Source organism: Paenibacillus sp. JT22N1, from assembly GCF_059692155.1.
In genome coordinates this window covers 211,215-235,773 of sequence record NZ_JCAUAW010000013.1, presented here as the reverse complement: position 1 = coordinate 235,773, position 24,559 = coordinate 211,215, and the positions used below count along the sequence as shown (strand labels likewise).

Annotated in this window: 22 protein-coding genes and 1 pseudogene; 2 read left to right on the top strand and 21 right to left on the bottom strand. The window is 40.4% G+C overall.

All coding sequences use genetic code 11. The annotated features are described in order from the left end of the window. Positions 1–12: 12 nt before the first annotated feature. From AC58UU_RS24830 to AC58UU_RS24785, 10 genes and pseudogenes are all read right to left on the bottom strand, one after another. Entirely contained in the window at positions 13–1,701 is a 1,689-nt protein-coding gene (locus tag AC58UU_RS24830) for a vWA domain-containing protein (protein ID WP_497319650.1), read from the bottom strand. A gap of 12 nt (positions 1,702–1,713) precedes the next feature. Continuing rightward, a complete protein-coding gene (locus tag AC58UU_RS24825) occupies positions 1,714–2,451 on the bottom strand; it encodes a hypothetical protein (protein WP_497319647.1) in 738 nt (245 codons plus the stop codon). A gap of 384 nt (positions 2,452–2,835) precedes the next feature. Next, positions 2,836–3,366: a DinB family protein gene (locus AC58UU_RS24820; protein ID WP_497319646.1), complete on the bottom strand. Its 531-nt coding sequence runs from the start codon at positions 3,364–3,366 to the stop codon at positions 2,836–2,838. A 342-nt stretch (positions 3,367–3,708) separates the two neighbouring features. Beyond that, positions 3,709–3,867 carry a hypothetical protein gene (locus AC58UU_RS24815; protein WP_497319644.1) on the bottom strand — a complete coding sequence of 53 codons (159 nt, stop codon included), beginning with the start codon at positions 3,865–3,867 and terminating at the stop codon, positions 3,709–3,711. Positions 3,868–3,929: 62 nt separating this feature from the next. Further along, positions 3,930–4,847 (bottom strand): hypothetical protein, encoded by a 918-nt coding sequence (locus AC58UU_RS24810; RefSeq protein ID WP_497319643.1) that lies wholly within the window; start codon positions 4,845–4,847, stop codon positions 3,930–3,932. Positions 4,848–5,119: 272 nt separating this feature from the next. Then, positions 5,120–5,263, bottom strand: a pseudogene (locus AC58UU_RS24805) (DUF1348 family protein); the annotation flags it as partial. A 176-nt stretch (positions 5,264–5,439) separates the two neighbouring features. After that, entirely contained in the window at positions 5,440–6,132 is a 693-nt protein-coding gene (locus AC58UU_RS24800; RefSeq protein ID WP_497319641.1) for a DUF7002 family protein, read from the bottom strand. 172 nt (positions 6,133–6,304) lie between these two features. Then, positions 6,305–7,615 (bottom strand): MFS transporter, encoded by a 1,311-nt coding sequence (locus tag AC58UU_RS24795; RefSeq protein WP_497319737.1) that lies wholly within the window; start codon positions 7,613–7,615, stop codon positions 6,305–6,307. Between the two features lie 620 nt (positions 7,616–8,235). Continuing rightward, positions 8,236–8,778, bottom strand: coding sequence for an NAD(P)H-dependent oxidoreductase (locus AC58UU_RS24790; protein ID WP_497319639.1), 543 nt, complete (start codon positions 8,776–8,778; stop codon positions 8,236–8,238). 186 nt (positions 8,779–8,964) lie between these two features. After that, on the bottom strand, positions 8,965–9,948 hold the full coding sequence (locus AC58UU_RS24785; protein WP_497319637.1) for an SLAC1 anion channel family protein: 984 nt from the start codon (positions 9,946–9,948) through the stop codon (positions 8,965–8,967). Positions 9,949–10,584: 636 nt separating this feature from the next. On the opposite strand from AC58UU_RS24785, the gene AC58UU_RS24780 reads away from it, so the two are divergent. Continuing rightward, positions 10,585–11,496: a LysR family transcriptional regulator gene (locus AC58UU_RS24780; protein WP_497319636.1), complete on the top strand. Its 912-nt coding sequence runs from the start codon at positions 10,585–10,587 to the stop codon at positions 11,494–11,496. A gap of 415 nt (positions 11,497–11,911) precedes the next feature. Here AC58UU_RS24780 and ilvN read toward each other — a convergent pair whose 3' ends face one another. Next, positions 11,912–12,430, bottom strand: coding sequence for an acetolactate synthase small subunit (gene ilvN / locus AC58UU_RS24775; protein WP_497319635.1), 519 nt, complete (start codon positions 12,428–12,430; stop codon positions 11,912–11,914). Next, complete coding sequence (gene ilvB, locus AC58UU_RS24770; protein WP_497319633.1) at positions 12,427–14,172, bottom strand: biosynthetic-type acetolactate synthase large subunit; 1,746 nt, start codon at positions 14,170–14,172, stop codon at positions 12,427–12,429. The genes ilvN and ilvB overlap by 4 nt, the downstream gene beginning before the upstream one ends. A gap of 286 nt (positions 14,173–14,458) precedes the next feature. Here ilvB and AC58UU_RS24765 point away from each other — a divergent pair, with 286 nt between their 5' ends. Next, positions 14,459–15,364 (top strand): LysR family transcriptional regulator, encoded by a 906-nt coding sequence (locus tag AC58UU_RS24765; RefSeq protein WP_497319632.1) that lies wholly within the window; start codon positions 14,459–14,461, stop codon positions 15,362–15,364. A gap of 222 nt (positions 15,365–15,586) precedes the next feature. Here AC58UU_RS24765 and AC58UU_RS24760 read toward each other — a convergent pair whose 3' ends face one another. The 9 genes from AC58UU_RS24760 to msrA form a co-directional block, all read right to left on the bottom strand. Beyond that, a complete protein-coding gene (locus tag AC58UU_RS24760) occupies positions 15,587–16,309 on the bottom strand; it encodes a LytR/AlgR family response regulator transcription factor (RefSeq protein ID WP_497319630.1) in 723 nt (240 codons plus the stop codon). Positions 16,310–16,323: 14 nt separating this feature from the next. Continuing rightward, positions 16,324–17,916 carry a LytS/YhcK type 5TM receptor domain-containing protein gene (locus AC58UU_RS24755; RefSeq protein WP_497319629.1) on the bottom strand — a complete coding sequence of 531 codons (1,593 nt, stop codon included), beginning with the start codon at positions 17,914–17,916 and terminating at the stop codon, positions 16,324–16,326. 136 nt (positions 17,917–18,052) lie between these two features. Continuing rightward, the gene (locus tag AC58UU_RS24750) at positions 18,053–19,531 is read right to left on the bottom strand and encodes a sodium:solute symporter family protein (RefSeq protein ID WP_497319628.1); all 1,479 of its coding nucleotides are present in this window, start codon (positions 19,529–19,531) and stop codon (positions 18,053–18,055) included. After that, a complete protein-coding gene (locus AC58UU_RS24745; protein WP_497319626.1) occupies positions 19,528–19,731 on the bottom strand; it encodes a DUF3311 domain-containing protein in 204 nt (67 codons plus the stop codon). Before AC58UU_RS24745 ends, AC58UU_RS24750 begins: the two co-directional genes overlap by 4 nt. Positions 19,732–20,045: 314 nt before the next feature. After that, on the bottom strand, positions 20,046–21,092 hold the full coding sequence (locus AC58UU_RS24740) for an LLM class flavin-dependent oxidoreductase (RefSeq protein WP_497319625.1): 1,047 nt from the start codon (positions 21,090–21,092) through the stop codon (positions 20,046–20,048). A 43-nt stretch (positions 21,093–21,135) separates the two neighbouring features. Beyond that, on the bottom strand, positions 21,136–21,621 hold the full coding sequence (locus AC58UU_RS24735) for a MarR family winged helix-turn-helix transcriptional regulator (protein ID WP_497319624.1): 486 nt from the start codon (positions 21,619–21,621) through the stop codon (positions 21,136–21,138). A gap of 408 nt (positions 21,622–22,029) precedes the next feature. Further along, positions 22,030–22,569: an NAD(P)H-dependent oxidoreductase gene (locus AC58UU_RS24730; RefSeq protein WP_497319622.1), complete on the bottom strand. Its 540-nt coding sequence runs from the start codon at positions 22,567–22,569 to the stop codon at positions 22,030–22,032. Between the two features lie 201 nt (positions 22,570–22,770). Then, on the bottom strand, positions 22,771–23,226 hold the full coding sequence (locus AC58UU_RS24725) for a DinB family protein (RefSeq protein WP_497319620.1): 456 nt from the start codon (positions 23,224–23,226) through the stop codon (positions 22,771–22,773). Positions 23,227–23,289: 63 nt separating this feature from the next. After that, positions 23,290–24,342 (bottom strand): peptide-methionine (S)-S-oxide reductase MsrA, encoded by a 1,053-nt coding sequence (gene msrA / locus AC58UU_RS24720; RefSeq protein WP_497319736.1) that lies wholly within the window; start codon positions 24,340–24,342, stop codon positions 23,290–23,292. Positions 24,343–24,559 lie beyond the last annotated feature (217 nt).

Genomic DNA, 24,559 nt, shown 5'->3' with positions numbered 1-24,559 from the left:
CCTCGATTTGAATTACATTTGGACGTTGAACAGGTTGCCGAGTTTATACACCACATCATCAGTGTCTGCATTGATGCTTGCAGCTTCGTTGATACTAGAAATGCTTTCGAGGGCTTTGATGTTTGCGTTATAGCCGATCGTATAAATTGGGACTTTATAGATTTCGACTAATCCCTTTATGTCCTTCAGAGAATGCCCTTCGTTTGTCTCGCCATCGCTCAGAACAAAAATGATTGGCTTCATATTCGGATTAACAGCCAATTCGTCTTGAATCATCTTTAAGGCAACAATAATACCGTCAAAGGTTGCCGTTCCACCACTCGCCTGAAGGCTATTGACCGCGCCGACGAACATGGACTGGTGATTTGTGTCGTACTTCGCGATCGGGAGTTTGATTGTTACACCACTGGAGTAAGAAACCAGACCGATGCTGTTGTCTTTGCCCAAGTATTTCTGTCCCTTGAATAGAGACTCTTTGAGGCGATTGAGCGGCGCCCCCGCCATGCTTCCGGAAACATCCGTTACAAATACCGCGACAATTGGTTTGGTGCCATTCTTCTTTTCTTTCCATACTTTTTGAGCAGAAGCTAGAAGTTTACCATCAACAGGTGCGAGTTCAGACTTGTAATCTTCGAGGCCGTTAAAACCCTTTTCTTTCGCTGTTTTTTGATATTTCTCTTGTGTTACGAATTCAGCAAATTTCTTTATTACATCGAGTTTATTCTGTGGCAGGTCCCCTAATGCATAAAGTGGGCTATCATGCCTAACGCCAAATGGTGTGAACACATAGCTACCTATAAGGTCCGCCGCGTTGACATATGTCTGATACTCCAAGACAAACCCGTCTAGAGCGCCAGACTTGGCAGCTTCACGCATTTGGATTGTTGTGGACGCGGTGAACGGTACATTGGACTGGAATTTCTCGAAGCCTTTAACTGCTTTCTCCCCCAATATGTTGGAGCTGTCGAAGGTGTTCAGAGCAGTAACGAGAAAGTTCAGGCCAGTAGAGCTTGCGAATGGATCGGTATATCCCATTGCGAACTCGTTATTGGAAATCGCTTCTGTGATGGTTTTGACATTCACTGATCCGTACTTCTCTACCAAAGCATCATGTTTTGCCTTTGAAATGACGATCCCCGGCACGTTTCCTACTAAACGTTTCGTAATCAACTGAGTCTTGATGCCATTTGCCTTTACGATTTCTCCCCATAACTCGTTGGATGGAGTGAATGCGTCAGGAATGTATTTGCGGGATTTGATATAGTCCGTCGCAGTACCTGAAGCAATATTACGTATCTTCACGGAAGCTAGTTTGCCGTTTACTTCAATCTTGGCTTGATTGAACTCCGTTGCCACTTCGGTTAACCAACCATCAACGCCGGTCCCCGACTTTTCTGTAGAGGAGAAGATCTCAACAAAATTATCCGTTGTGCTTCCCACTGTTATTGGAAACTTCGAGATATCCGGAAGCGTTTCAGCTACATCAGCCGGATTAAGGTCTATCTGTCCCTTTACAGGCTTATCCGTGGCAATAGATATATCGGAGAAAAGTTCGGATAACCGTTCTCCAGCATTTTCAGCTGCGACTTGAACACTGGATTTCCCAAGATTTGCAGTCAGTTTCACACCTGCATATACAAGTCCGAATACTAAAACAATGATAATACCCGATATGAGGAACAAATTTCTCTTATTTTTCATCTAAGTCACCTCTTATTCCTTATAGTGTTTTGTTTGTTTTATCAACGAGTCTATTTCTTGCATGCACGGCATCTGCTCTATGTCAGCAAGTTCTAAACTGTCCAATCGTGAGATTTCCATCAAAAGTTTGTCTATTTTCAACAATATTTCTTCGTTTGTACCGAGAGAATCTTTAACGAACGACAGGAACTCGTTATACACCATCGTCTTTTCTGCGATGAGATCTGAAGGTAACCTCGACGATTCCTTGAGCATGACAATCTTGTACTCGTTCTCATCGAATACATGCATTCTGCCCAGTATGCTGCGAATGTTGAGATAGAACAAATTTTCGACTTCTTGCGCCACAGAAGTGAATTTCTTATAAGTGAGTTCATTAGGATCAAACCTTTGATTTAAAATTCCTAACAGGGTCTCCATTCTTTTTCTAAGACGCTCGAGCTGCCGAAGGGCTAGCCCAATATCGCTATGCAATGTTTTGACTCCTTTATAATGAGAAAGGGCATCTATATATTCATTGTGAGTCCTGATTTCTTTTACTGGTTTAACTGACGGTAGCTTGAAGATCAACACGTTGGTCGCGTACGATAGAGCGAGGATACTGGCAAAAATTATTGTCACACCTGAAGCAGTTCCAAGAGCACTACCGCCGATCTCTATCCCAATAATCCCAGGTGAAAGGACCGCGATATTAAAAACCACTACACCTAAGATGATTACGACAAGTTTTAAATGATTTTTGCTTAGCAATTCTTACACCCCCCTCGTTTCGAATTACGATTAATTTGTTTCTCCCGCCTCGATTACTACCTATATATATATTAGCGGCATGTGCTCACATGATCATTTGGAACCGTTTTGTGCTGATTATCAACGGTCTTGGTCTAGATCGGCAATCGGATCATATTCTTGACATTAAGAAATGATAAAAATATGATCAGATAAAAAATAAAAATCCGCCATTTAGGCGGATATTAATCGGACTATTTACTGTCACCCGACAACTCTTCTAATTCTGCTATAGATTTAGGGTTGAATTGTATCCCTTCTCTATCGTTTCGCGTTAGCGTAACAATTCTACCGCTTGTATAGCACAAAACCGTATGATGATCTTGTATTCATCCTGCAGTACATTCAATGATACGTTCCGGTAATATTATGTTGATTATCACTTAATAATTTAGTAAGGGTAACAATTTGCCCGGTATGGTAACTATAATGTTCACAAACATGAATCAGAATTATTTTGATTGATTTAGAATAACTGGCTTGTGTTTCATAGCTGGGACGAACCACCATGCTGTTCCAATCTTCGTTTGAATAATGAATGGTGACGACTTTATCAAGACTGGTTTCCAATATATGTTCAAGAACATTAGATGATTTTATTCTGACATCATTGAGCAGTTTTATCAATTCAATTCCCGACATTCCATAGTTTTTTGTAAACTCATTCGTTCTTGTGCGAACGAATGGTATACCACCAATTCCGCTCAAAAAATGTTGATATTCGTTCCCTGCCAAATGTAGACATAAGTTACCAATGCTATTCATACCTGGTTTAAATCTATTCCAAATTTGTTCTTCAGACAATAAATTTAAACATGTTTCTATTCTTTTTAGTTGTTTGTTCATTTCGTTTTGGATAATAGAGGGTAAGTTCATTCAATGACCTTCTTTCCACTTGTTATATTCTCAACTTTTATATAGATACAGAAAATTGAATATATATGCACAATAGATGAGAAGGTATATTTTGTCAATAGCCAAACTAATCTGCCCTTTTAGTTGAATACCCCGGTTTGCAGCACCACCTGCGTTCAAAAAGTCAGCCTTTTCAGTGTTCGCGACGCAAAATAATAAGCTGCTTTTCCTTCACCAAATATACTACTTCACAGTAAAGCAGAACGAAACCGCGTAGAAATCATCCCCATTTTCAATTTTCAGCACTTTCAAACCGTAAAAGCAAAAAAACCTTGATTTGACAAGGTTTCGTTGTGGGTATTTTCATGTCGTTAGCCGACTAAATAGGACAATGTTCTTGTCACCCGACACATCTGTTCGGCCGTCCATCGTTCGGACCTTCAGGCTCCGAAGGCGCTTAAGCCATTTATGCCATGGTCCTCTTCCCTGCCGGATATCTGCCGTATCCCTCAAATTCACCATACTCTGGCTTCCATCTGACTACTAGGTGGGGGTTCTGGATACTTATGATGGTTACATTCTGTTCACACAGCTGTGTCTCGTATCGCTTGTTTGTTTCTGTACTGACGGTATGCTGCAGAAATACACATCAAAACTCCTGTTGTGACAAAGACACCAACTGGAAAACCCCAGGTCCCCCATTCTGGGAATATAAGTGGCATCAACGAGACACCAAATGCAACAGGAACAGGTGCTTTAAACAAATTACAAAGAATGAGTGTAATCAAAACATTAACGACACCAACCCAAATGATTGAACCTGCCAACAATTGATAGACTCCGACTGAAAGAATGGCCGTTATCGTCAATACCGCTAAACGGGGTGGAATCAATTTCCAAGTGAATTTCTCAGCATGAAACACCTCAAAAATCAGGGCAAATACAGGTGGAACCACTAATACTTCTAGTCTTGTTGCGAATGCCAGCCCAATCCAAAGGCCTAAAACAATGGTTATGATAACCGTATCCGTTTTCTTTCGAAAATTCATCGGACCACCAGGCAACTTTTCTGGATTTCTCAATCTAAAAGCGGCTAACATAATCACAAACGTAAAGACAGCAGTTGTGATTGCAAAAACATAGTCATGTAGACCTAAAAAAATCGGCAACAATCCAGCAGGAATCGTTGGTCCAAAATTGACGCGAAATATATGCAATAGAATGACAATAATCACAAGACCAAACCATATTTTCAGCAGAGGCGTTAGGGACAAATAGTTCAAAGAAGTACCCATGAATGCAGCTAATGTTGGGGAAAGCCACAGGTGAACTGGCTTTTTCATCCAATCCGGTACTGGAAACACCATAACTCCCATGGCCATACCAGCGATTTCCGGGAAGAGAATATCCCTTTGTTGTAAAACTACAGCACCAATAAGCATGAGAATAACTACAATGTAAGCTGATAAAAAACTTCTGGATTTTAGGATATTCCAAACCATTTCAATACTTCTCCTTTTCGAGACCAGTTCATTTACTATGACGAATATTTAAGGGCTAACTTTTTTTATTATTCGTTGACGAGTGAATTTTATACGCCTTCGTTTAACATTTCAATGTTTTCCGACAATAAGTGGACTCCCGACCTGAAATACGTTGTAAACTTCGGCCGAGTAATCGACTCAGTTGCTTTCCTCAGCCGGCATCCGCCATAACACCTTTCTCGCGTTTTCAGAAATCCTTCGCGGGCGAGAACACCAAGTACCCTCCGAAGTTACCCTGAATTTAAAAATTTTTTTGGTCTCTCTTCCTTAAACTCGTTTCGATTGAAACAAACGGAATTGCAGGCTATCGATACTCTTTCTGGGCCCCTACTATACCAAAATTCTTCGGCTATCTTTACCTTGGCTAATGCCGTTTTTAGTGTAAAATTTTATTGCCCCCCCTTATGTAGTTAACTATGCAATTTTCTCCAGAACTACAACGCACATTTATCCCACAGATTCACGAAGCAGATCACCAATAAAATAAGTTGATAGATTTTCAAAGCCATGTAGTATCTTTAATAATGGCACCATCCCTTATTACGCGATCCTACATAACTCGATTCTTAAAATCCTGAAAAGATTGTACATACTTCCTCCATCTTTCGGGAATCTCCTCCATATTTTTGCAATAAACGGCCTGTAAATAACGGGATAGGTTCGTTACCTTTTCTTCCACAAGGACCTCGCGTATCTCAGAAGGTTTTGAAGGCACATCATTTTCCCTCACGATCTCGAATTGGTCTAGTGGCAAAAACATTTGCAAACTTTTTTTATAGGAACAACGAGTTGGGTAACGAGGTGAGCTTCCCGAATCGTACTTAGACAACTTAACAGTGTCATAGAAGTCACAAAGCAATGAATGTGCATCCAATTGAAGGATAGCAAATGCTTCATCTGGTTCTCTTCTTGAATAAATTTCCAGCATTTTTTGACAATCTCTTTGCGTCGGCCAAAAAAATACGTGCTGATCAAGATAATTATGAAATTGCCGATGAGTTGTTTTTGCATCCATAACTTGATCTGCAATTCGTAGATGAGCGTTTGCTATAAAAACATTTCCGTGAAAATGAATTTCTCTACTCACTATCCGTCTTTCATTCGATAAAGTAGGATCAACCTTATTACATGAATACAAAGCATCGAGATGCACAATTGAAGGCAAGTTTCGGACTCTCGTAAAATGAAATAGTGACTTCCTTTTTGAGCTTTTCGTTATTTTTGTTACAACTGAATCGTTCATACCATGATCTCTCTTTTCCTATCTTATTTCTGTGGAATTTGGTTAGTCATCATTGCAGTAAAACTTAGTAAATCAACTACGACCTCTCCCCCGAGTCATTTACGGTTAGTTTCAAGATGCATAAAGACGCAGTATTTTTGACTATAGTGCAAATTAACTTGTTATCAATTTTTTAATGTTTAGCGTCGAGTTCGGCTTCTATTCGGGAAACTTTTGAAGACTCTCCCATGCGCCAATAAACAAAGAAGCTTATGGCAATACAGACAGCTACATAATAGTAAAAGAGCGACTCGACATCAATACTTTTGAACCATAATGCGATGAATTCCGCGGTCCCGCCAAAAACCGCGACGGTGAGTCCGTATGGGAAACCCACGCCAAGTGCACGGATTTCTGTCGGGAAGAGTTCGGCTTTCACGATTGCATTGATAGATGTATAACCGGTAACAATAATGAGACCCACTAACATGAGCAATAAAGCACCGGTAGGGCTCTTCGTGTGTTCCATGATCAGGAACAACGGCACTGTTAATAATGTTCCAAGGATACCGAAACTGATCAACAGCGGGCGTCTACCGATTCGGTCGGATAGCATGCCAGCGAGCGGCTGAAGTATGACAAATACCAGCAATGCAATAAAGTTGATCCAACTCACAGTCTCTTTGTGTAGTCCCACAGTATTCACCATGAATTTTTGTAAATACGTCGTGTAAGTATAGAAAGCAACGGTTCCCCCGAGAGTTAGTCCAATCACTGTCAGCACTGCCTTGGGGTGCTTCATCAGAGCCCGAACAGTCCCGGCGTTATCACGGCTTTCAGAACTCATTTTCGAGAACTGCTCTGATTCGTCCATCGTGCGACGCAGCCATAATACGGTCAATGCCCCCATTGCTCCGATGACAAAAGGAATCCGCCAGCCCCAAGATTTCATGTCAGGTTCGCTCAGCATTTGCTGTAGGATGATCTGGACTCCGAGTGCCACCAACTGTCCGGCAATAAGTGTTACGTATTGGAAACTCGAATAGAATCCACGGCGGCCACTACTGGCCATCTCGGATAAATACGTTGCCGACGTTCCATATTCTCCACCTACTGACAATCCTTGAAGTAGGCGAGCAAGAACCAAGATAATGGGGGCCAGCACGCCAATGGTGCCAAAACTAGGCGTGCAAGCAATGATCAGCGAGCCTCCAGCCATAACTGATATGGAAAGCGTTAGCGCAGCACGGCGGCCATGACGATCGGCATATCGACCAAGCAACAGGCTCCCTATCGGGCGCATTAAGAAGCCTACAGCGAAGACCGCTGCTGTATTTAACAGTTGGCTTGTCGGGTTCCCCTTTGGGAAGAACTGTGCCGAGAAATACACAGCGAAAGCAGTATAGACGTACCAGTCGTACCATTCTATCAAATTTCCAACCGAACCTTTGAAGATATTGCTTGCGATGCTTCGCGTTTTCGCACGTTCAACGGATTGAGTCATTATTATCCTCCTCAAAATTGTCATGCCATATTTATTATTTGAAAGCGTCTAGAATTGCCATAAACAAGAAAGATATTTAGTAACCTTAATATATACGATAACGCAACTTTTAATTAATCTTGAATCCTTATTAACTACAAATCTTTAACATCAGAACTCCAGAATTTAAAACAATTTGCTGTCATCGAAATAGATAAGTAAACACTTTGGATGACTGGATGAATACGATTCACTTTTGGGGGCGCTTACAATTATAACAAGGTTTTCTTTATTTGAAAGCGTTTTTACTTAAGATGCAGAAAAATCAACTTAAGATGTTATAGTGTCAACGTTAAATGTAATTATTTAATGTAAAATAATGCCTGCCGCAGCTTTACGTTTTTATGGATGATAGGCAGTATACGTCAACGCCGTAAAGCGCCCAAAATCAATTAAATTTATAAGTAAGGCCAATGTAGAAATAAATAACAGTCCAAAGATTTATTCAAAAATCTTTGGACTGTTGTTTGGTTTTTCGTCGGTGTAACGATAAGTTTTAGTTTTTGCCCACCGTAATTAATACCATCTTCAAAATAAGCCGTGTATATCTTCTTAATCATTGGAAAAAATGGTTAAATCTTTCATGAATGCACTACTGCTGGCTTCACAGTTTTAATATGATGAATATAATCTTTACTGCTCTTTGCTAGTCGCTCTTCCGTGACGTCCGAGGTGTCGTTTAGCGAAAAGTGAGGCAGGTATGTGGCACTAATAAAATGAGCAAGTGCTTCTACTGGTCGCAATATTTCTTGAAGTGTAAAGCGATTAGACCCGGTTGCTTGATACGATGCTTCAGTACCATATGTTGAAATTGCAACACCTATTTCTTTCCCTTTTATCTTAGTAGCGTCCGGTCCATAAGCCCAACCATAAAGTAATACTTGGTCAAACCACTTTTTGAGTAATGGTGGCGTACTGTACCAGTAAAGCGGATATTGAAAAATAATTCGATCATGCGACTCAATCAATTGCTGCTCTTTAGAAACATCTATATTTTCATCAGGGTACGTTTTATAAAGCTCATGAATGGTGATATCATCATGCTTTTGTAACTCCTCCACCCATGCTTTATTCCAGTTAGATGCTTCGATGTTCGGGTGAGTAACAATTACTAAAGTTTTCATTTTGTTCGCTCCATTTCATATCATTTATTTTGGAATATTTTTAAAACTAAGGAGGTCGTAATTTACCTTATTATTATCTAAAAAGAAGACCCCAACTATTCAATACCAGCTAGAAATTGATGGGCTTGTACATCAGCGTATTACAGGTTGACGGCATTCAGCGAATGCATGTGGAGCAATTCATGATTATCCTTTAAGCAGACTCCCATTAAATAGCACCTTTATTGTTCGAATAAAGAGAACGACCACAACGATACTGAGCAAAGCCAGAATGATTGCGGAAATGGCGATTAACAGCCATGAATCCACGAACATCGCATATTTTAAAGCGGCATTGCTGAGGGCAGCAATTGGAAAGCTTACACCCCACCAAGAAGCGCCAAACGGGATGGACTTTTTGAATACTTTGAAGAACAAGACAGTGAACAAGAACAGACCAAAGTAAAACAAAATGGAGGCGAACTGATCAATTCCCTGCTCAAAGTTCGTATAGCCAAGAAAACCAACCTCAAACGGTGCAATCATGATTATCATGGAAGGCGTTAATCCTGCTGGCATTGGAGCGTGATGAATCAATCTGGATAGGATCAACGTGAAGTATACTAAAGCGACGGTTCCACCGATTGCAAGGGTAAATAAATTAAATTCATGCGCCCATGGGAACGGCATTGTCCCCCCGGCAACCGAAATATCAAGGGTCCCTACCACAGGAACCAGCGAGGCCGGAACCTTGTTAAGCGGCTCGTGATTCCCGTTCAACAAGCGTGCAACGAAAACAAAACAAAGAGCTAATGCCAATACTGCTCCGATGATCCAAATCACTTGCCCCGATATTTGACTGTAGATGCCGATCACGGAGGAAAGCAAGAGTATAGCAATCGTGATCGTACCGAAAAAATTACCCACGATGGGATGCATAAATTCAGTTTTGACTTTCTGCGGGTATAAAACCCATTTTGAAATATAACCTATGCTTAAAGCGATAAAAATTACAAATGCAATAATTCCTATAATATCAGCAATGATGGTGGAAGTGCCGAATAGCTTGCTTGCTTCTCTCCAAGCCAATGATAGACCTGAAATTCCCATTACCGACGCAAATAGGTTAACGGGCAAAAATTGAATTGAACCGATGCTTTTTTGTTTCTGTACGGCAGTTATGCTTTGCATGGATGATAGTCACTACTTTCTTTAATAATTATTTGTCATGCTTTTAAACGTTTTTTACAAATCTCTCCCGAATGCTGCAATAAGCACAACAGAGCAATTCATATCCTTAAGCTAATGCTTGTTCACGGCGGCCATTTTTAACTACGTTTGCTCCTCGTTTTACATTTCAATTGCCGTAGCTTTTCCAATTACGCTGCTTCCACCAGTAATTACTACCACTTTCCCTTGAAAACTCATTTTTATCGCCCTCTAATTTACCTATTAAAAGGTAGTTTAATCTACTATTATTTGCTTTAATTTTTGGTTAAAGCAGATATTAATTTTTCTTCAAACCGACTTAAATTCTAAAAAACTTCTTGCAAGTAATTGCGCCTCTTGAAGCGATGCAAGAAATTAATGTGCTTGCACTTTAAAGGTATACGTTGTATAAATGATAAAATCACTCCTTTATCTAACCTAACTATCATTATTCATTAATTGATGAAAAGTATCAATATTCGACTTTCTATTGTTATCATTAATTATATTGATCATTTACTTTTTCTTTTTTACAAATAAGGAGTATTTAGAAATACTATTTTTTCACATAGTACATACTACAATTTGTCTAGATGAACATCAAAGTGAGGTATATCAATGGAGTTTCGTCAACTGGAATATTTTTCGGCAATTTGTGAAGAATTGCATTTCACAAGGGCTTCAAAGAAACTGGGTATGAGTCAGCCGACGTTAAGTCATCAAATCAAGATGCTAGAGGATGAGCTTGGGGTTCCACTATTCGACCGCATCGGTAAAAAAATTGCGATAACTGAAGCAGGTAAAATTCTTTTAAGCGAATGCAAAGTGATTTTTTCTTCCTTAAAGAATGTCAAAGTGCAAATTATGGAGCTTCAAAAGGTTACCCGCGGAACTTTATCCATTGGTGCACTCCCCGGAGAGCTAACTCAGCTCGTTTCGTCTTTGTTGATCGATTTTCACAATATTTATCCTGAAGTGCAAATTAAAATCGTCAATTTCGACGATATTGTAGAACGAGTCATTCAGAATCAAATTGACTTGGCGATCACAATTCTTCCTATCGAAGATGAACGTATTCGCAAACACCCCTTATACAAGGAAGATATTTATTTGACGGTTTCTAACGACCATTCTTTGGCCGAACGAGAGAGCATTAATTTTGACGAAATCACCAAATATCCGGTAATCTTGTTCCCCCAAACGCACAAATGCCGCCAAATTATGGATTTAACCAGCAGCAGCTGTGGCTTTAATTTTGAGCCAATCATCGAAACGACTGCGATCGAAACCATTATTAGCCTTGTAAAAGCTGGCGCTGGAGTGACAGCCCTATCTAGAACGTACTTGAAAATCTACAACGACACACAGTTAAAAGCAATAAAAATCGTGAATCCAACGCTAAGCAGGGAAATTGGCATCATCTACCATAAAGATAAATATTTAAGCCAGGCTACCCGGCTGTTTATGGACTTATTATCAAATCATATTATTAAATTAAAGTTGGCGGAACAAAGTACGTTTCAAAACTAGGCTCGATTTTCTTAGACTTTCTAACCGGGAAATCATTCTCTACTTTTCGTTCAATTGGACTCGAAATAAGGGAATCGCCTCTAGGCGGTTCCTTAGGTTATTAATTTCATGCAACTCAAACAAACACAGATCCACTTTGACTTATCATTGATCTGTATTAGAAATTAATTGAGATTTGAGGAGCTGGTGAAACAATAAAGGTTGATTCTGTACGTGAATATTGTCTGTTTCCCACCTGTACCTCATTGTAAGAATATGCTTCAATAGTACCTCCTCCGATCATTCTTCCGTCCTTCATGACCATTACATAATGGCTAAAAAAAATGGCATTGTCTAACTCAGTGTCATGATGTAGTGTTTTCATGTTATCTCTACCTTCCATTTTTATTGTCCACTTTGATTCTATACTCGTTGGTTAACATGTTAATGGTGTATTAGATAGTAAATCACCTACGACTTCTCCGCGAGTCATAGCCGTCAAACCTGTACGAGTTAGTTCCAAGATGCCATAGGGTCTCAGCAGCTCAATTAATGAGTTAATCTTATCTTGATCTCCAATAACTTGAATGATCAGACTTTCCAATCCTAAATCGACTATAGAAGCACGAAAGGGTTCAACAATACTCAAAATAACTGGTTTCACTTTAGACACAGCACTTACTTTAATAAGTGCAAGCTCGCGTTCAACCAGCGGATAAGCAGTTAATTCAACAATTTGAATAACATCGATTAGTTTATTAAGCTGCTTTTGTACTTGTTCGAGCGTTTTATCATTCCCGGATGTCACAATGATCATTCGGGACAATCCAGGTTCTTCTGACTGACCTACAGTTATACTGTCAATGTTGAAACCGCGGCGTCCGAATAATCCAGCAACTCTCTGTAATACACCCGGATGGTTGTTTACAAGAACAGCTATCGTATGACGTTTCATCTCTCATCCCCCATAATCATTTCATCTATCGTGGAACCCGGGGCAACCATTGGAAAAACATTCTCATCCTGAGTAACAACAAAATCAATAAGCACGGGGCCTGGTGTTTCCAGAGCATTTTTCCACACCTTACGAGCCTCTTCTTTGTTTGTTGCCCTGAGCCCTTTAACACCATAGGCTTCTGCTAGTTTTACGAAATCCGGACTGCCAGAGAGGTCCATATGACTAAAGCGACTATCGTAAATGATTTCTTGCCATTGCCGTATCATGCCGAGGACCTGATTATTCAGAATAACGATCTTCACGGGAATGTTATGAATAGCGCAAATCGCAAGCTCTTGTGCATTCATTTGGATCCCTCCGTCGCCATTCACGGACACCACGAGTCGGTCTGGGCAACCTACTTGTGCCCCTATTGCCGAAGGTAAACCAAAGCCCATTGTTCCAAGTCCACCCGAGGTAATGAACGAACGCGGATGCTTAAACTTATAAAACTGAGCAGCCCACATTTGATGCTGACCTACGTCCGTAGTGACGATTGCTTCGCTATTGGTCGTTTCGCTGATCAATTCCATAACGAATTGTGGCTTTAAAGTTATTTCCGAATCCGTGTAACGAAGAGGATACTTTCTTTTGTTTTCTTGAATTTCTGTCAGCCATGCTTCTGATTTTGCCGGTTTCGCATGAACGTTAGCCTGTTGAAGCACGGATTTCACATCGCCAATACAAGGGATCGCCGTTTGAACGATTTTCCCAATTTCTGCTGGATCGATATCGATATGCGCGATAGTTTTCGCTTTAGGAGCAAATCCGCTAGTTTTCATCGTTACTCTGTCGTCAAAGCGTGCTCCAATACTAATGAGAAGATCACAATTTTGTAAGGCTTTATTCGCTGTGTATGTTCCGTGCATCCCCGGCATGCCCATCCATAATTCATGTGCACTTGGAAATGCTCCTAAACCAAGTAATGTCGTCGTAACTGGTATCCGGGTTTTTTCTACAAATTCGAGTAATTCCTTGGATGCGTCTGAATATATAACGCCCCCGCCAGCCAGAATGACTGGATGTTCAGCTTCTTTGATAGCCATGAGTAACTTGTCGATTTGAGTTAAATTTGGATGAATATCCGAGTGGTATCCCCGAATCTTAGGATTATCTAACGGATATTGAAAGATCATCTTTTGGCTCGACACATCCTTTGGAATATCGATCAAAACCGGCCCCTTTCGTCCCGTGGAAGCTATATAAAATGCTTCATGAATGATCTTTGGTAACTCATTGACATCACGAACTAAAAAGTTGTGCTTGGAAATAGGCATTGTGATCCCGGTAATATCCGCTTCCTGAAACGCATCAGTACCAAGTAGTGGCGTCGGAACATTTCCTGTAATCACTACTAATGGAACAGAGTCCATATTAGCAGTAGCGATACCTGTAACAAGATTAGTCGCCCCTGGTCCCGATGTTGCAAAGCAAACCCCAACTTTTCCTGTAGCGCGTGCATAGCCGTCTGCAGCATGAATTGCCCCCTGCTCATGACGAGCTAAAATATGTTTAAACTCTGGAATATCATGAATGGCGTCGTAAATATTCAGGACACTTCCTCCTGGAATCCCAAAGACACTTTCCACACCTTCAATCAACAAGCTTCTGACAAGTGCCTCCGATCCTGTTACCATGTCGTTCTTCATAAGCCTCTTAAGCCATTCATGCTCCAAGTGTTGTCCCTCAATCATTTTCATTATTTTTTCCTCCCATTTTCCCAAAAATTAAACTCCTTTCAGCTCAAATTCGATGTTATACAACAATTAGGGACGAAAGGAGCCTTTGAGGGAACCATCCAGATTCACCGGAAATCCCATGATTTCTAGCCTCATGGAGTCAAAGTAAACTCTTTGAACTCAAGCAATTATTTAAAAGCTTCTTGATTGCTTTCAGGATATGTTATCATAAAGGTAGCTATTTCAGTTATGGAAAGATTCAATACCCGTTATTCCAAAAATCGATAACTAAGGGGATGTTAGAATTATGATTGACTTGTTAGAAGGGAGATTTTTCAAGACATTCCTTGCAGTAATCGAGGAAAAGAGCTTTAATCGTGCGTCGGAAAAATTGGGATATGTTCAATCTACGGTTACAAATCATATTCAATTATTAGAACGAGCATGTGGTCAAAAGCTGTTTCATCGTTTATCAAGAGGAGTAAAACCGACTGAAGCTGGCCTAAAACTCGCTAAATTTGCCCATCAATTTGTACATTTGGGGCTGACATTAGAAGAAGCTATGAATGAATCGAACCAACCTAAAGGAACGATTTACCTAAGTATGCATGAATCTTTTTTTGTTACGAGAATGTCTCCGCTTATACAACAGTTTCATCTCAAATTTCCGAATGTTAAATTTAGAGTAGAAACAGGATATCATCATAATGTAATTGATGATGTTTCGCAGCATGTTGTTGATCTCGGATTTCTTCCTCGAAATCCCCAACGTGATGACGTTAATTTTTACCCCATGATTGAGGAAGAGTTGATCTTTATTGCCTCAGATGAATTGACAAGAAATGTTGAGACTAATGGTTTGAAAGTACTAAACAATGAAGCTGTAATCAGCTACGGAAACAGTTGTTTGTATCATACTCAAGCCAACAAGGTTTTAGCGGAGGCCGGAATAGAAGTAAGTAATGCCATTCAATATCCAAGTATCGAAATGATAAAAAATGCTGTAAAGTGTGGTATAGGTTTTGCACTAATTCCTAAAATAGCAGCGAAAAAAGAAATAGATGAAGGAGATTTCCGAGCGTTGCCTTTATCCTCAGGGATTTTTTCCACCCATGGAATTATCGTAAATAAAGATAGGGATTTAAACTTTCCAGCCCAAATGTTTAAGTCATTCGTATTGGATCATTACTCTTTTCAGACCGATCCTGAATGACTTGTACTTTGAAATAAACTTCTATCCTAATCATCAATCTAAGAGAAATCTAGATCAACATCTTTCGAAAATTGTACCTAGCTTTGTGTCACAATACTACAATGAGGGACATTTATGCATTTTTTTCTGACACAAATGTCCCTAAAAAATTAAAAAAGCTTGATTTTTCAAGCTTTTTCGAATTGGTTTATGTAGGCATATTTGTGTGATTACCCACCCACCTTAAATTTCCAACTTTAAACGAAGCTCTCTCAAATAATTCCGGCTCACTGGAACAGAGCTTTTGGACTTGTCCTTCATAATTAGGTTATACGCCCCATTCATCCAAGCTTTTAACTCAACAATGTGGTTCAAGTTCACCAAATAACTTTTATGACTGCGAAAAAAGGAAAATGACTTCAATTTTCCTTCCAGCTCGTGTAATGTATAGTTCGTTTTGTGAATTTCATCTTTGGCGTGTATTAAAACATGCTTGCCTTCTGTGCTCATAAAAATAATGTCCAGTGGGGACAAATATTTAATGGAACCATTCACCTCAATTGCCAGCTTAAGCGGAGCAGGTTGTGGCGATATAACCGCACTGCTCCTCTCCAGGATTTCCTTGAAAATCCCCTGAATATTAGCTTCATCATAAGGCTTCAATAAATAATGAAACGCCCGCAGCTTGAATGCTTCAATGGCGTACTGATCGTACGCAGTGCAAAAAATAATTTTCGACTTTACTCCTAGCTCTTGGATTACTTCGGCTGCTTGAAGCCCTGTTAAACCAGGCATTTCAATGTCAAGAAAGATAAGATCAGGCTCGATTTCCTTCGTCAACTTAATCGCCTCCATACCGCTTTTGGCTTGAAGGATCTGCTCCACTCCCTCAACATGTTGAAGTAGATAATTCAATTCTTCACGAGCGGGAGTTTCATCATCCACGATTAATATCTTTACCCCCATGCCTTATTTCCCTCCTAATTGATCCAAAAGTAAACCTTTGTTCCTTTTCCGACCTCGGACTCTATATGTAGAGCCTGATCTTCACCGTAGTGATAGCGGAGCCGCTGCTCAATATTATACAGGGCCAATCCTGTGTGTTCATCGCTATCCTTTATCTTTTCTACAGGAAATCCTACTCCATTATCTTCCACGAGAATGAGAACCCTTTCCCCATCCTCTTTGATGATAAGCTTGATAGATCCTTGTTCTGTTGATTGAATGCCATGAACGATCGCATTTTCCACCAAGGGCTGGATGCTGAATGGAGGCAGCTGCCGCTCTTTGACTCCTTCATCAATGATCGTGGTGATTGTCATCTTACCTCCCATCCGAGCTTTTGATAAATCCAAATAGGCCATCACCAGCTCTAGTTCCTCACGAATGGAAATCAAAGGTTTACTGCTGTTTGTCATATTTTTGCGTAAAAATGTGGCAAGCTGAGTCACTAAATGTCGCGCCGTCTCGGGCTCGGTCCGGATAAAGTATTTCATAGTATTCAGAACGTTAAACAAAAAGTGAGGTCTCATTTGAGATTGTAACGAACGAAATTCTGCATCTGCCACGAGCTTCTCTTGCTTCTCAGCTTCCACAAACGCAAATTGCTGAGAAAGAAGTTGAGCTAGTGAAGCGATCATCATTTGCCGATAAGGATTAATATCCTGCTGCCGCCGGAAGTACAATCGATAACTTCCGATTTTCTTTTTATTTTGCATCTCAATGGGCATGTCAATCCAGTAGGGTGTTGTCCTGCCTTCTTTCACAGATCCATCATTTGTATTCTTGCTGAAGAATGCGCCAACTGCTTCGATTTCTTCCACGAGTACTTGAGCAATTTTGTGAATCGCTTTATCAAAGGGGTTTTTCCAATAAGGCAAGGTAATATCGGCAATCTGCAACGCCCTTCTTGCATGGATAGAGCCAATTCGTTCTTCTTCGTTTTCAATCGTATTATAAACCATGAAGAACAAGGCCACACCAACACTGTTAGCAATCGTTTGTGGGAATCCGATCAATTTCACCAAATTTAAAGCTTCATTCCAGGGCTTAGCCAGCAAGAGAATTAAAACCATCTGCAGAGTTTCAGCAATAAAGCCAACTACAAAAGCCAATGGTACTATCGATACATGGTGAAATCTTTTCTTGATAGCGTCACGGCATAAACCAGACAAAATTCCCTGTATGATCGGAGCTACCATACCAGCAATTGCGACATACCCCCCTAAACTGTAACGATGAAGCCCCGCAATGAGTCCAACGATAAATCCACTTTTCACCCCTCCAAGTAAGCCTGCAATGACCACCCCTACTGTTCTCGCATTAGCGATCGCCTCTGTGGCAGATACATTTCCAACCCATGGGGCTGCGTGGTAATCGTATTTGGAAACTGCAACACCTGAATACGTACCAAGTATGGCATACAGGCAGAAAAACAAGAGGAATCGCCAATGGTATCTTTGCTCCCCTTGATAGCTCATATAGCTGCGCATCCATTTACTGCGCGAGATTACATAAGCAGTTGAGGTCAAAAATCCTACCCTTTCCAGCATATCAACCATAAGATGCAGCATGCATGCACCCCCTCATTCTCAACTCTTACATAGATTAACCACTTCCCTCACTTCCTACAATAAGAAAAAAAAATAGACCAGCTAATTTAGCTAGTCTATCCATACATGATTTGGGCATTTCAAATGTTGAACGACTTCATTTAGCAGCGTTTTTCAAGTCAAAAATTGTATTCAAGACTGAATTGGTACGAAGCTTTGCTTTTTTAACATAAATTAGATTTACCAATCCAAGTACTATAATATTGACAAGGAAACCCCAAAATCCTTCATATATGCCATAAGAATGACCGCCTGCATATACAAGGAATACTGTTAGCATACCTGCAATTAAACCAGATAAAGCTGCTTCCTTGGAAAGATTTCTCCAAAATAAGCTGAAGACAACAGCAGGGAAAATCTGCACAATACCTGAAACCCCCATAAGCTGAAGAGAAACCAATGCATTCGGAAACATTAATCCAAATATCAAAGCCAGACCGATAACCAGAAAGACCATATAACGGGTAACACCGGTTAATGTTTTCATGCTTGCTTTAGGTGCAATCAAATCTCGATAAATGTTATTCGCAAATAAATTGGATGCCCCAATGGCCATTATGGAACACGGTACTAGAGAAGCGAGCGCTATAGTTGAATAAGCCAAGCCCTGCATGACACCGCCATAAGATTGATGAATCAATGTTAGAAAGGCGAACCGTGGATCTGTTCCTTTGGGAACAACAAGACTTGCTGTGATTCCTAGAAAAGTTACGAGCATCAATACAATGTTGTAAAAAGGAAGAATAATGGTGTTTCTCCGCAGCGATTCAGCACTTTTTGAACTAAATATGCCTGTAACCGTATGCGGCCACATAAACAAAGCCATAGCAGAAATTAACGCAGCAGTAGAAAACCATGGAATCCCTTTTGCACCAGAAGAAGGAATCGTTAACATTTGGGGAGACTTAGCTACAACCGTATCCATCATACTTCCCCAGCTGCCAAAATGAATAATAGGGATGGTCACAACCATGTACAGCATGATGACCCAAACCAAAATGTCCTTAATAATCGCCGTGTAAGTTGGAGCTTTAATACCGCTGAAAAACGTATACAAGGCTACTAGAGAAAAAGATACAATAACCACCAAGACAACATTAATTTGCCCATTACTCGCAATCTTAATCGTGTCTAATATGCCGCTTAACTGGAGATCAATATAAGGGATCAGCATGAAAACACCAATTATAGCGACTAAAACAGATAATGTTTTACTTTCAAATCTGCCTTTAACATAGTCAGCCAAGGTTGTAAATGAATGCGCTTTGCCAACTTTCCACAGCTTAGGTAAAAAGAAATAAGCGATAGGATAGGCAAGTACTACATAAGGAGTCGCAAAAAAGGCGATACTTCCTCCTTTAAACGCAGAGCTCGTGAGTCCAAGAAATGTATAGGCGGTATATACGTCTGCACCAATCAAAAACCAAACAAACAAACTGCCCAGCTTTCTTCCCCCAAGGGACCATTCTTCAACAGAGCTTCTAGATGATTTGTTCCGACCTGCTACAAAGCCGATCAACATGACGAGAATAACGACAGTTGCTGTTATATAAAAGGCTACCAAATTCCCGCTCATGATTCAAAACCTCCTGATCTTTTCTGAATTTGATAAATCCCCAAAGTAAAAAGCGGCGTCAAAATCATCCACAAAAGCAGCCAAAAATGAAACAGGGGAAATCCAAAAATGAGAGGATGTATTCGGTTTACTAATGGCAGCGCTAACAATTGAGCGACGAAAGGAATAACTAGCAATATAAATATGATGAATTTTTTCATTTAACAGTTCCCCTCCTAGCAAAGTGTAACCCTCAATATAGTGATATTATGCTGCTTCATCATTATAAAAGATTTAAAAGAATTCTAGAATACTTATGGATTAACATGTTGAAAGCGCTACCTTAAATGCTGATATTCCGGTATCAAAGAATTTCTGCTCATACTCTATCTCTCATCCATGTCGGCATATGTGAATTTATCAACATCCATATGCGAACTGTTACCAAAATCTGCATAAAGAGGCCGACCCGAATTTTTACGTTTCAGGTCAGCCTCTTCTTACTTATTTATTCGCATCAGGATAGTCTTCAAACTTACGCCGGTTCCCATCTTGCAACCTCTTCCCGAACTCGCGGTGCGACTTCCTTACCCAATAGTTCAATGGATTTCATAACATCCTCATGTGGCATGCTGCCGGCAGGTAAATGTAGGAAAAATCGCGAGAAGCCTAAATGTTTTTGCATATAAATAATTTTGTTGGCCACCGTTTCGGGATCGCCTACGTAGAATGCGCCTTCTGGGCTGCATGAGGCATCGAACTGAGAGCGGCTATAATGTCCCCAACCACGCTCTTTGCTCATTGAATTAAACACTGCCTGAGTGGGAGGGAAATACTTTTCCTCCGCAAGTGAGGTACTCTCCGCAACGAACCCGAGTGAATGTACGGCTATCTTTAATTTCGATGCATCATGTCCTGCACGAGTAGCAGCGTTCTTATAGAGCGGCACGAGCGGAGCAAATTGCAAGGGGCTCCCGCCAATAATCGCCAAAACCAGTGGCAGTCCCAGTTCCCCTGCCCGTATGACCGATTGCGCATTACCCCCACTGCCAAGCCACACGGGTATAGGGTTCTGAACTGGACGCGGATACACACCCAGATTCGTAAGGGCAGGTCGATGCTTTCCTTTCCAGGATATCTTCTCTGAGTCCCTTAATTTTAATAATAGTTCCATTTTTTCCGCGTAAAGCTCATCATAGTCTTTTAAATCATATCCAAACAATGGAAACGCATCCACCATAGAGCCTCTACCCGCGATTATCTCAGCACGACCATTTGAAATACCATCGAGCGTGGCAAATTGCTGAAACAAACGTACTGGATCAACAGCAGAGAGCACAGTAACCGAACTGGTTAAGCGTATCCTTTTGGTCATGGACGCCGCTGCAGCCAGCACAACGACAGTAGCGGAATCCGCAAATTCCTTACGATGATGCTCACCGACCCCAAATATATCCAACCCAACCTGATCGGCAAGGACGATTTCTTCAACAACCTCACGCAACCGCTCCGCATGACTTATTGTTTTGCCCGTTTTAACATCCGGAGTTGTTTCGACAAATGTATCTACTCCTATTTCCATCTTTAAATCCCCCTACATACAAAATTTAAGTTAAATCCTTGTTTCAAAAAGAATCTGATTCGTCATTATTGGTATTGACTTCACGATTCTTGATACCATACCCAATTTTCTTCAGCACGTGAATAAGTTCGAGCTTCTCCCCGTCTGTTGCGAAGGACAAATTATCGGAGATCGTTTGAACATGCCTTGGGAAGATATTATCAAAGTAGCTTCGCCCCTCAGCAGTCAATGTCACATTCGTTTTTCGTCGATCACCCGGGATGGAGAGTCGTTCCACGAAGCCCTTCTTCTCAAGCTTATCGACCACGTAGGTGATACTCCCGCTTGGAATCGTGAAGGTCTCGCTTATTTTCTGAATGGGCTGCGGTCCTTTATTATAAAGAAACTCCAAAATTTGAAAGGTCTCTCCACAAAGGCCATAGCTGTCAATGTCACGTTCTAAGCTCCCGTACAACACTTTCACCATGTTTCTTATTACGCGTATTAGTTTTAGATCAAGTTCCTTACCTTCAGCATCGCGTTCAGTCATTCTCCATCCCCCTTATCTGTCCTTATCATACAAAGGATATTCAACCTCATTCCACCAACCGCAGCAAGCGGGTCCATAGAAAAAATATCTTATTAATATTATTCCTATAATTAATTATACTAATATTATTTATTCTAATATTAGAGTTTATATCTGTCAACCTGTAAAAAGTAGGAACATCTGCGAAAAGAACGCAAACCAAATTTTCCTACAACAAGGGGTCCTTCAGCTGATTGCTCGCAAATTATAAACATGCAAATAGGGCAGCAGCCATGAATGGGCTGCCACCCTATTGGGAGAGCTTTTATTCCACAATATTAATTTTCACATCGATATTCCCACTTGTAGCTTTGGAGTATGGACATAATTGATGCGCCGCTTCAGCTATCTCTCTAGCCACAGTTTTTCTTAACCAATCGCCACTGGCTTTACATTTTTAACATAATGAATGTAATCGACTTTACTTTGTGCCAATCGTTCATCATTAAGGTTAGAAATATCGTTCAGTGTAAAGTGAGGCAGATAAGAAGCGCTGATAAAATGAGCTGTAGCTTCAATTGGACGCAGTATTTCTTGCAGAGTAAAACGATTGGATCCAGTTGGTTGATAAGATTCTTCGGAACCATAGGTCGAGATCGCAACACCGATTTCTTTACCTGCTATTTTAGTGCCATCCGGTCCATAGGCCCAGCCGTATAGCATGACGGAATCAAACCACTTTTTGAGTAATGGCGGTGTGCTGTACCAATACAGCGGATATTGAAAAATAATCCGGTCATGCGCTTCAATCAATTGCTGCTCTCTAGCAACATCGATATTCTCATCTGGGTATGCTTTATATAATTCATGAATCGTGATATCGTCATGCTTTTGCAATTCCTCCATCCAGGCTTTATTCACGCGGGATGCTTCCATGTTCGGGTGAGTCACGATTACTAATGTTTTCAATTTAATTGCTCCTTTTCACAGTTGTTTTAAAGATCTTTTTAATTTACGGTCTGGTTTCCAGCATGATTTCATTTATTCTCGAAAAAGGAAACGTTTTTCATATAAAGGCGGTTATTTGCATCATCAATATCTTCCCAAAATAGCGTCACTTTCATACCATGCTACATCGATAACATGTTCTCTGAACCCCTTTCTTTTTGATCATTTCAGCACTTTCAGCATAGCCCAGATGATACCCAGATGATTGACTAAATGCAGCACAGTTGAGACGATTAACTCCCCAAAATTTTCGCCTTTCAGAAAGTTCTCCTTCACAGATACTTCCAGCTTATTCTTCAACAACTCATGTATCTGGTTAAGCTGTTCCTTCAGCTGAGCGATTAATAAATCCCACGCAGGCGGTTCTACTTGCCAATCCGATTGTTTCGAACCGTATGCGAAAAACGTTTGGTAGTTTGCTGGAAGGACCAGAGTTTGCTCTGAAAGACCGAACACATGAAACTCAGTAACCGTAAGAACATGCCCAATATGCCAATGAAGGCTGTTGATAAAACCTTCAGGCACAACCTTGCGTTTGTCTTCTGGACATCCCTCAACAAGTTCAAGCAATTGTTTATGGTGTTTGTCTAATATGTGGAATACAAATTCATCTCTCATATTTCTCAAGCCTCCTGAATTTTATGGTTATTGTTATTTAGTGTCTATTCTATCCAATCATTTTCACAATTTCTGCCCGTTAAATTGGTCGGCATAAACGCCATATCCTCTTTTTTCAAGTTCAGTAGCCGGTACAAATTGTAAAGCTGCAGAGTTCATACAGAATCGCAGTCCTGTTGGTTGGGGTCCGTCTTTGAACACATCGCCCAGAAAGGAATCAGCATTACGGCTTCTGACTTGGGTAGTCACCGAAAGAAAACCAGATTTTTCTTTAAATATTATATTGTTTGGCTCTAAAGGTTTTGTAAAACTAGGCCAGCCCGTACCCGCATCAAATTTGTCCTTTGAGCTAAACAAAGGCTCACCCGATACAATATCCACGTAAATCCCTTCTTCTTTGTTATCCCAGTATTCGTTTTTGAATGGCTGCTCGTCCATATCATTTTGAGTTACATCATATTGGAGCTTAGTCAGTGATTTTAGCTTTTCCTTTTTATTAAAATCTTTATACAAACCTATCATTGCTGGAATTTTCACTTCCCGTTCGTTGCCCCAAGTTTTATCCAAAAATGTATCGCGACCAGAGCCGAATTCGTTTATCTTGTAGCTGATTGGGTTTTTCTTGTAATAGTCCTGATGTTCCTCCTCAGCTTTGTAAAACGTTGATGCAGATGAAATCTTAGTTACAATCGGTTTTTCAAACCTTTTTGATGCTGCTAATGCATCTCTGGATGCTTCAGCCAACTCTTTCTGCTTATTGCTATTGTAAAAAATAGCGGATTGATATTCATTGCCACGATCAACGAATTGACCATCTGCATCCGTAGGATCAACGTTTCGCCAGAAAACTTGAAGCAGCTCGTCATACGTAATTTGATTCGGGTTATAACGAACTTCCACTGATTCGAGATGCCCTGTAGTTTGAGAACCCACTTCTTCATAGGTGGGATTTTCCTTATGTCCTCCTGTATAACCACTTTCAACGCGCAAGACACCATCAAGCTTTTCGAAAACAGCTTCCATACTCCAGAAACAACCACCAGCAAAAATAGCGGTTTCGTAATCCGTGCTCGAATTTTCATTAACTGTAGTTAAAACCCCATGAGCCCTCACCATTTCATTTTTGTGAAAAGAACTGTAAAAGGAATAAACAATAAAGACTAATAGAGCGATGGATAACAGAAATAATTTGCGGTTTTTAAAATTCAATTTTCCTTTCACCTCCGTGGTATCTAGCACGTTAGTTTTTCACTTTAATTACTTTGCCTATCCTCCTTCTTCGATTGCTTACACTAAGATTTTAACAAGAAAAGATCGGAAGCAAATCTGTGGA

Coding starts and splice junctions, on each gene's coding strand:
- AC58UU_RS24740 (WP_497319625.1), bottom strand. CDS start 21,092: ATGGAAATAGGAGTAGATACATTTGTCGAAACAACTCCGGATGTTAAA.
- AC58UU_RS24755 (WP_497319629.1), bottom strand. CDS start 17,916: ATGCTGCATCTTATGGTTGATATGCTGGAAAGGGTAGGATTTTTGACC.
- AC58UU_RS24830 (WP_497319650.1), bottom strand. CDS start 1,701: ATGAAAAATAAGAGAAATTTGTTCCTCATATCGGGTATTATCATTGTT.
- AC58UU_RS24810 (WP_497319643.1), bottom strand. CDS start 4,847: ATGGTTTGGAATATCCTAAAATCCAGAAGTTTTTTATCAGCTTACATT.
- ilvN (WP_497319635.1), bottom strand. CDS start 12,430: ATGAAACGTCATACGATAGCTGTTCTTGTAAACAACCATCCGGGTGTA.
- AC58UU_RS24745 (WP_497319626.1), bottom strand. CDS start 19,731: ATGAAAAAATTCATCATATTTATATTGCTAGTTATTCCTTTCGTCGCT.
- AC58UU_RS24820 (WP_497319646.1), bottom strand. CDS start 3,366: ATGAACTTACCCTCTATTATCCAAAACGAAATGAACAAACAACTAAAA.
- AC58UU_RS24725 (WP_497319620.1), bottom strand. CDS start 23,226: ATGAGAGATGAATTTGTATTCCACATATTAGACAAACACCATAAACAA.
- AC58UU_RS24735 (WP_497319624.1), bottom strand. CDS start 21,621: ATGACTGAACGCGATGCTGAAGGTAAGGAACTTGATCTAAAACTAATA.
- AC58UU_RS24750 (WP_497319628.1), bottom strand. CDS start 19,531: ATGAGCGGGAATTTGGTAGCCTTTTATATAACAGCAACTGTCGTTATT.
- msrA (WP_497319736.1), bottom strand. CDS start 24,342: ATGGTGAGGGCTCATGGGGTTTTAACTACAGTTAATGAAAATTCGAGC.
- AC58UU_RS24765 (WP_497319632.1), top strand. CDS start 14,459: ATGATTGACTTGTTAGAAGGGAGATTTTTCAAGACATTCCTTGCAGTA.
- AC58UU_RS24785 (WP_497319637.1), bottom strand. CDS start 9,948: ATGCAAAGCATAACTGCCGTACAGAAACAAAAAAGCATCGGTTCAATT.
- AC58UU_RS24780 (WP_497319636.1), top strand. CDS start 10,585: ATGGAGTTTCGTCAACTGGAATATTTTTCGGCAATTTGTGAAGAATTG.
- AC58UU_RS24760 (WP_497319630.1), bottom strand. CDS start 16,309: ATGGGGGTAAAGATATTAATCGTGGATGATGAAACTCCCGCTCGTGAA.
- AC58UU_RS24795 (WP_497319737.1), bottom strand. CDS start 7,615: ATGACTCAATCCGTTGAACGTGCGAAAACGCGAAGCATCGCAAGCAAT.
- AC58UU_RS24815 (WP_497319644.1), bottom strand. CDS start 3,867: ATGGTGAATTTGAGGGATACGGCAGATATCCGGCAGGGAAGAGGACCA.
- AC58UU_RS24790 (WP_497319639.1), bottom strand. CDS start 8,778: ATGAAAACTTTAGTAATTGTTACTCACCCGAACATCGAAGCATCTAAC.
- ilvB (WP_497319633.1), bottom strand. CDS start 14,172: ATGAAAATGATTGAGGGACAACACTTGGAGCATGAATGGCTTAAGAGG.
- AC58UU_RS24800 (WP_497319641.1), bottom strand. CDS start 6,132: ATGAACGATTCAGTTGTAACAAAAATAACGAAAAGCTCAAAAAGGAAG.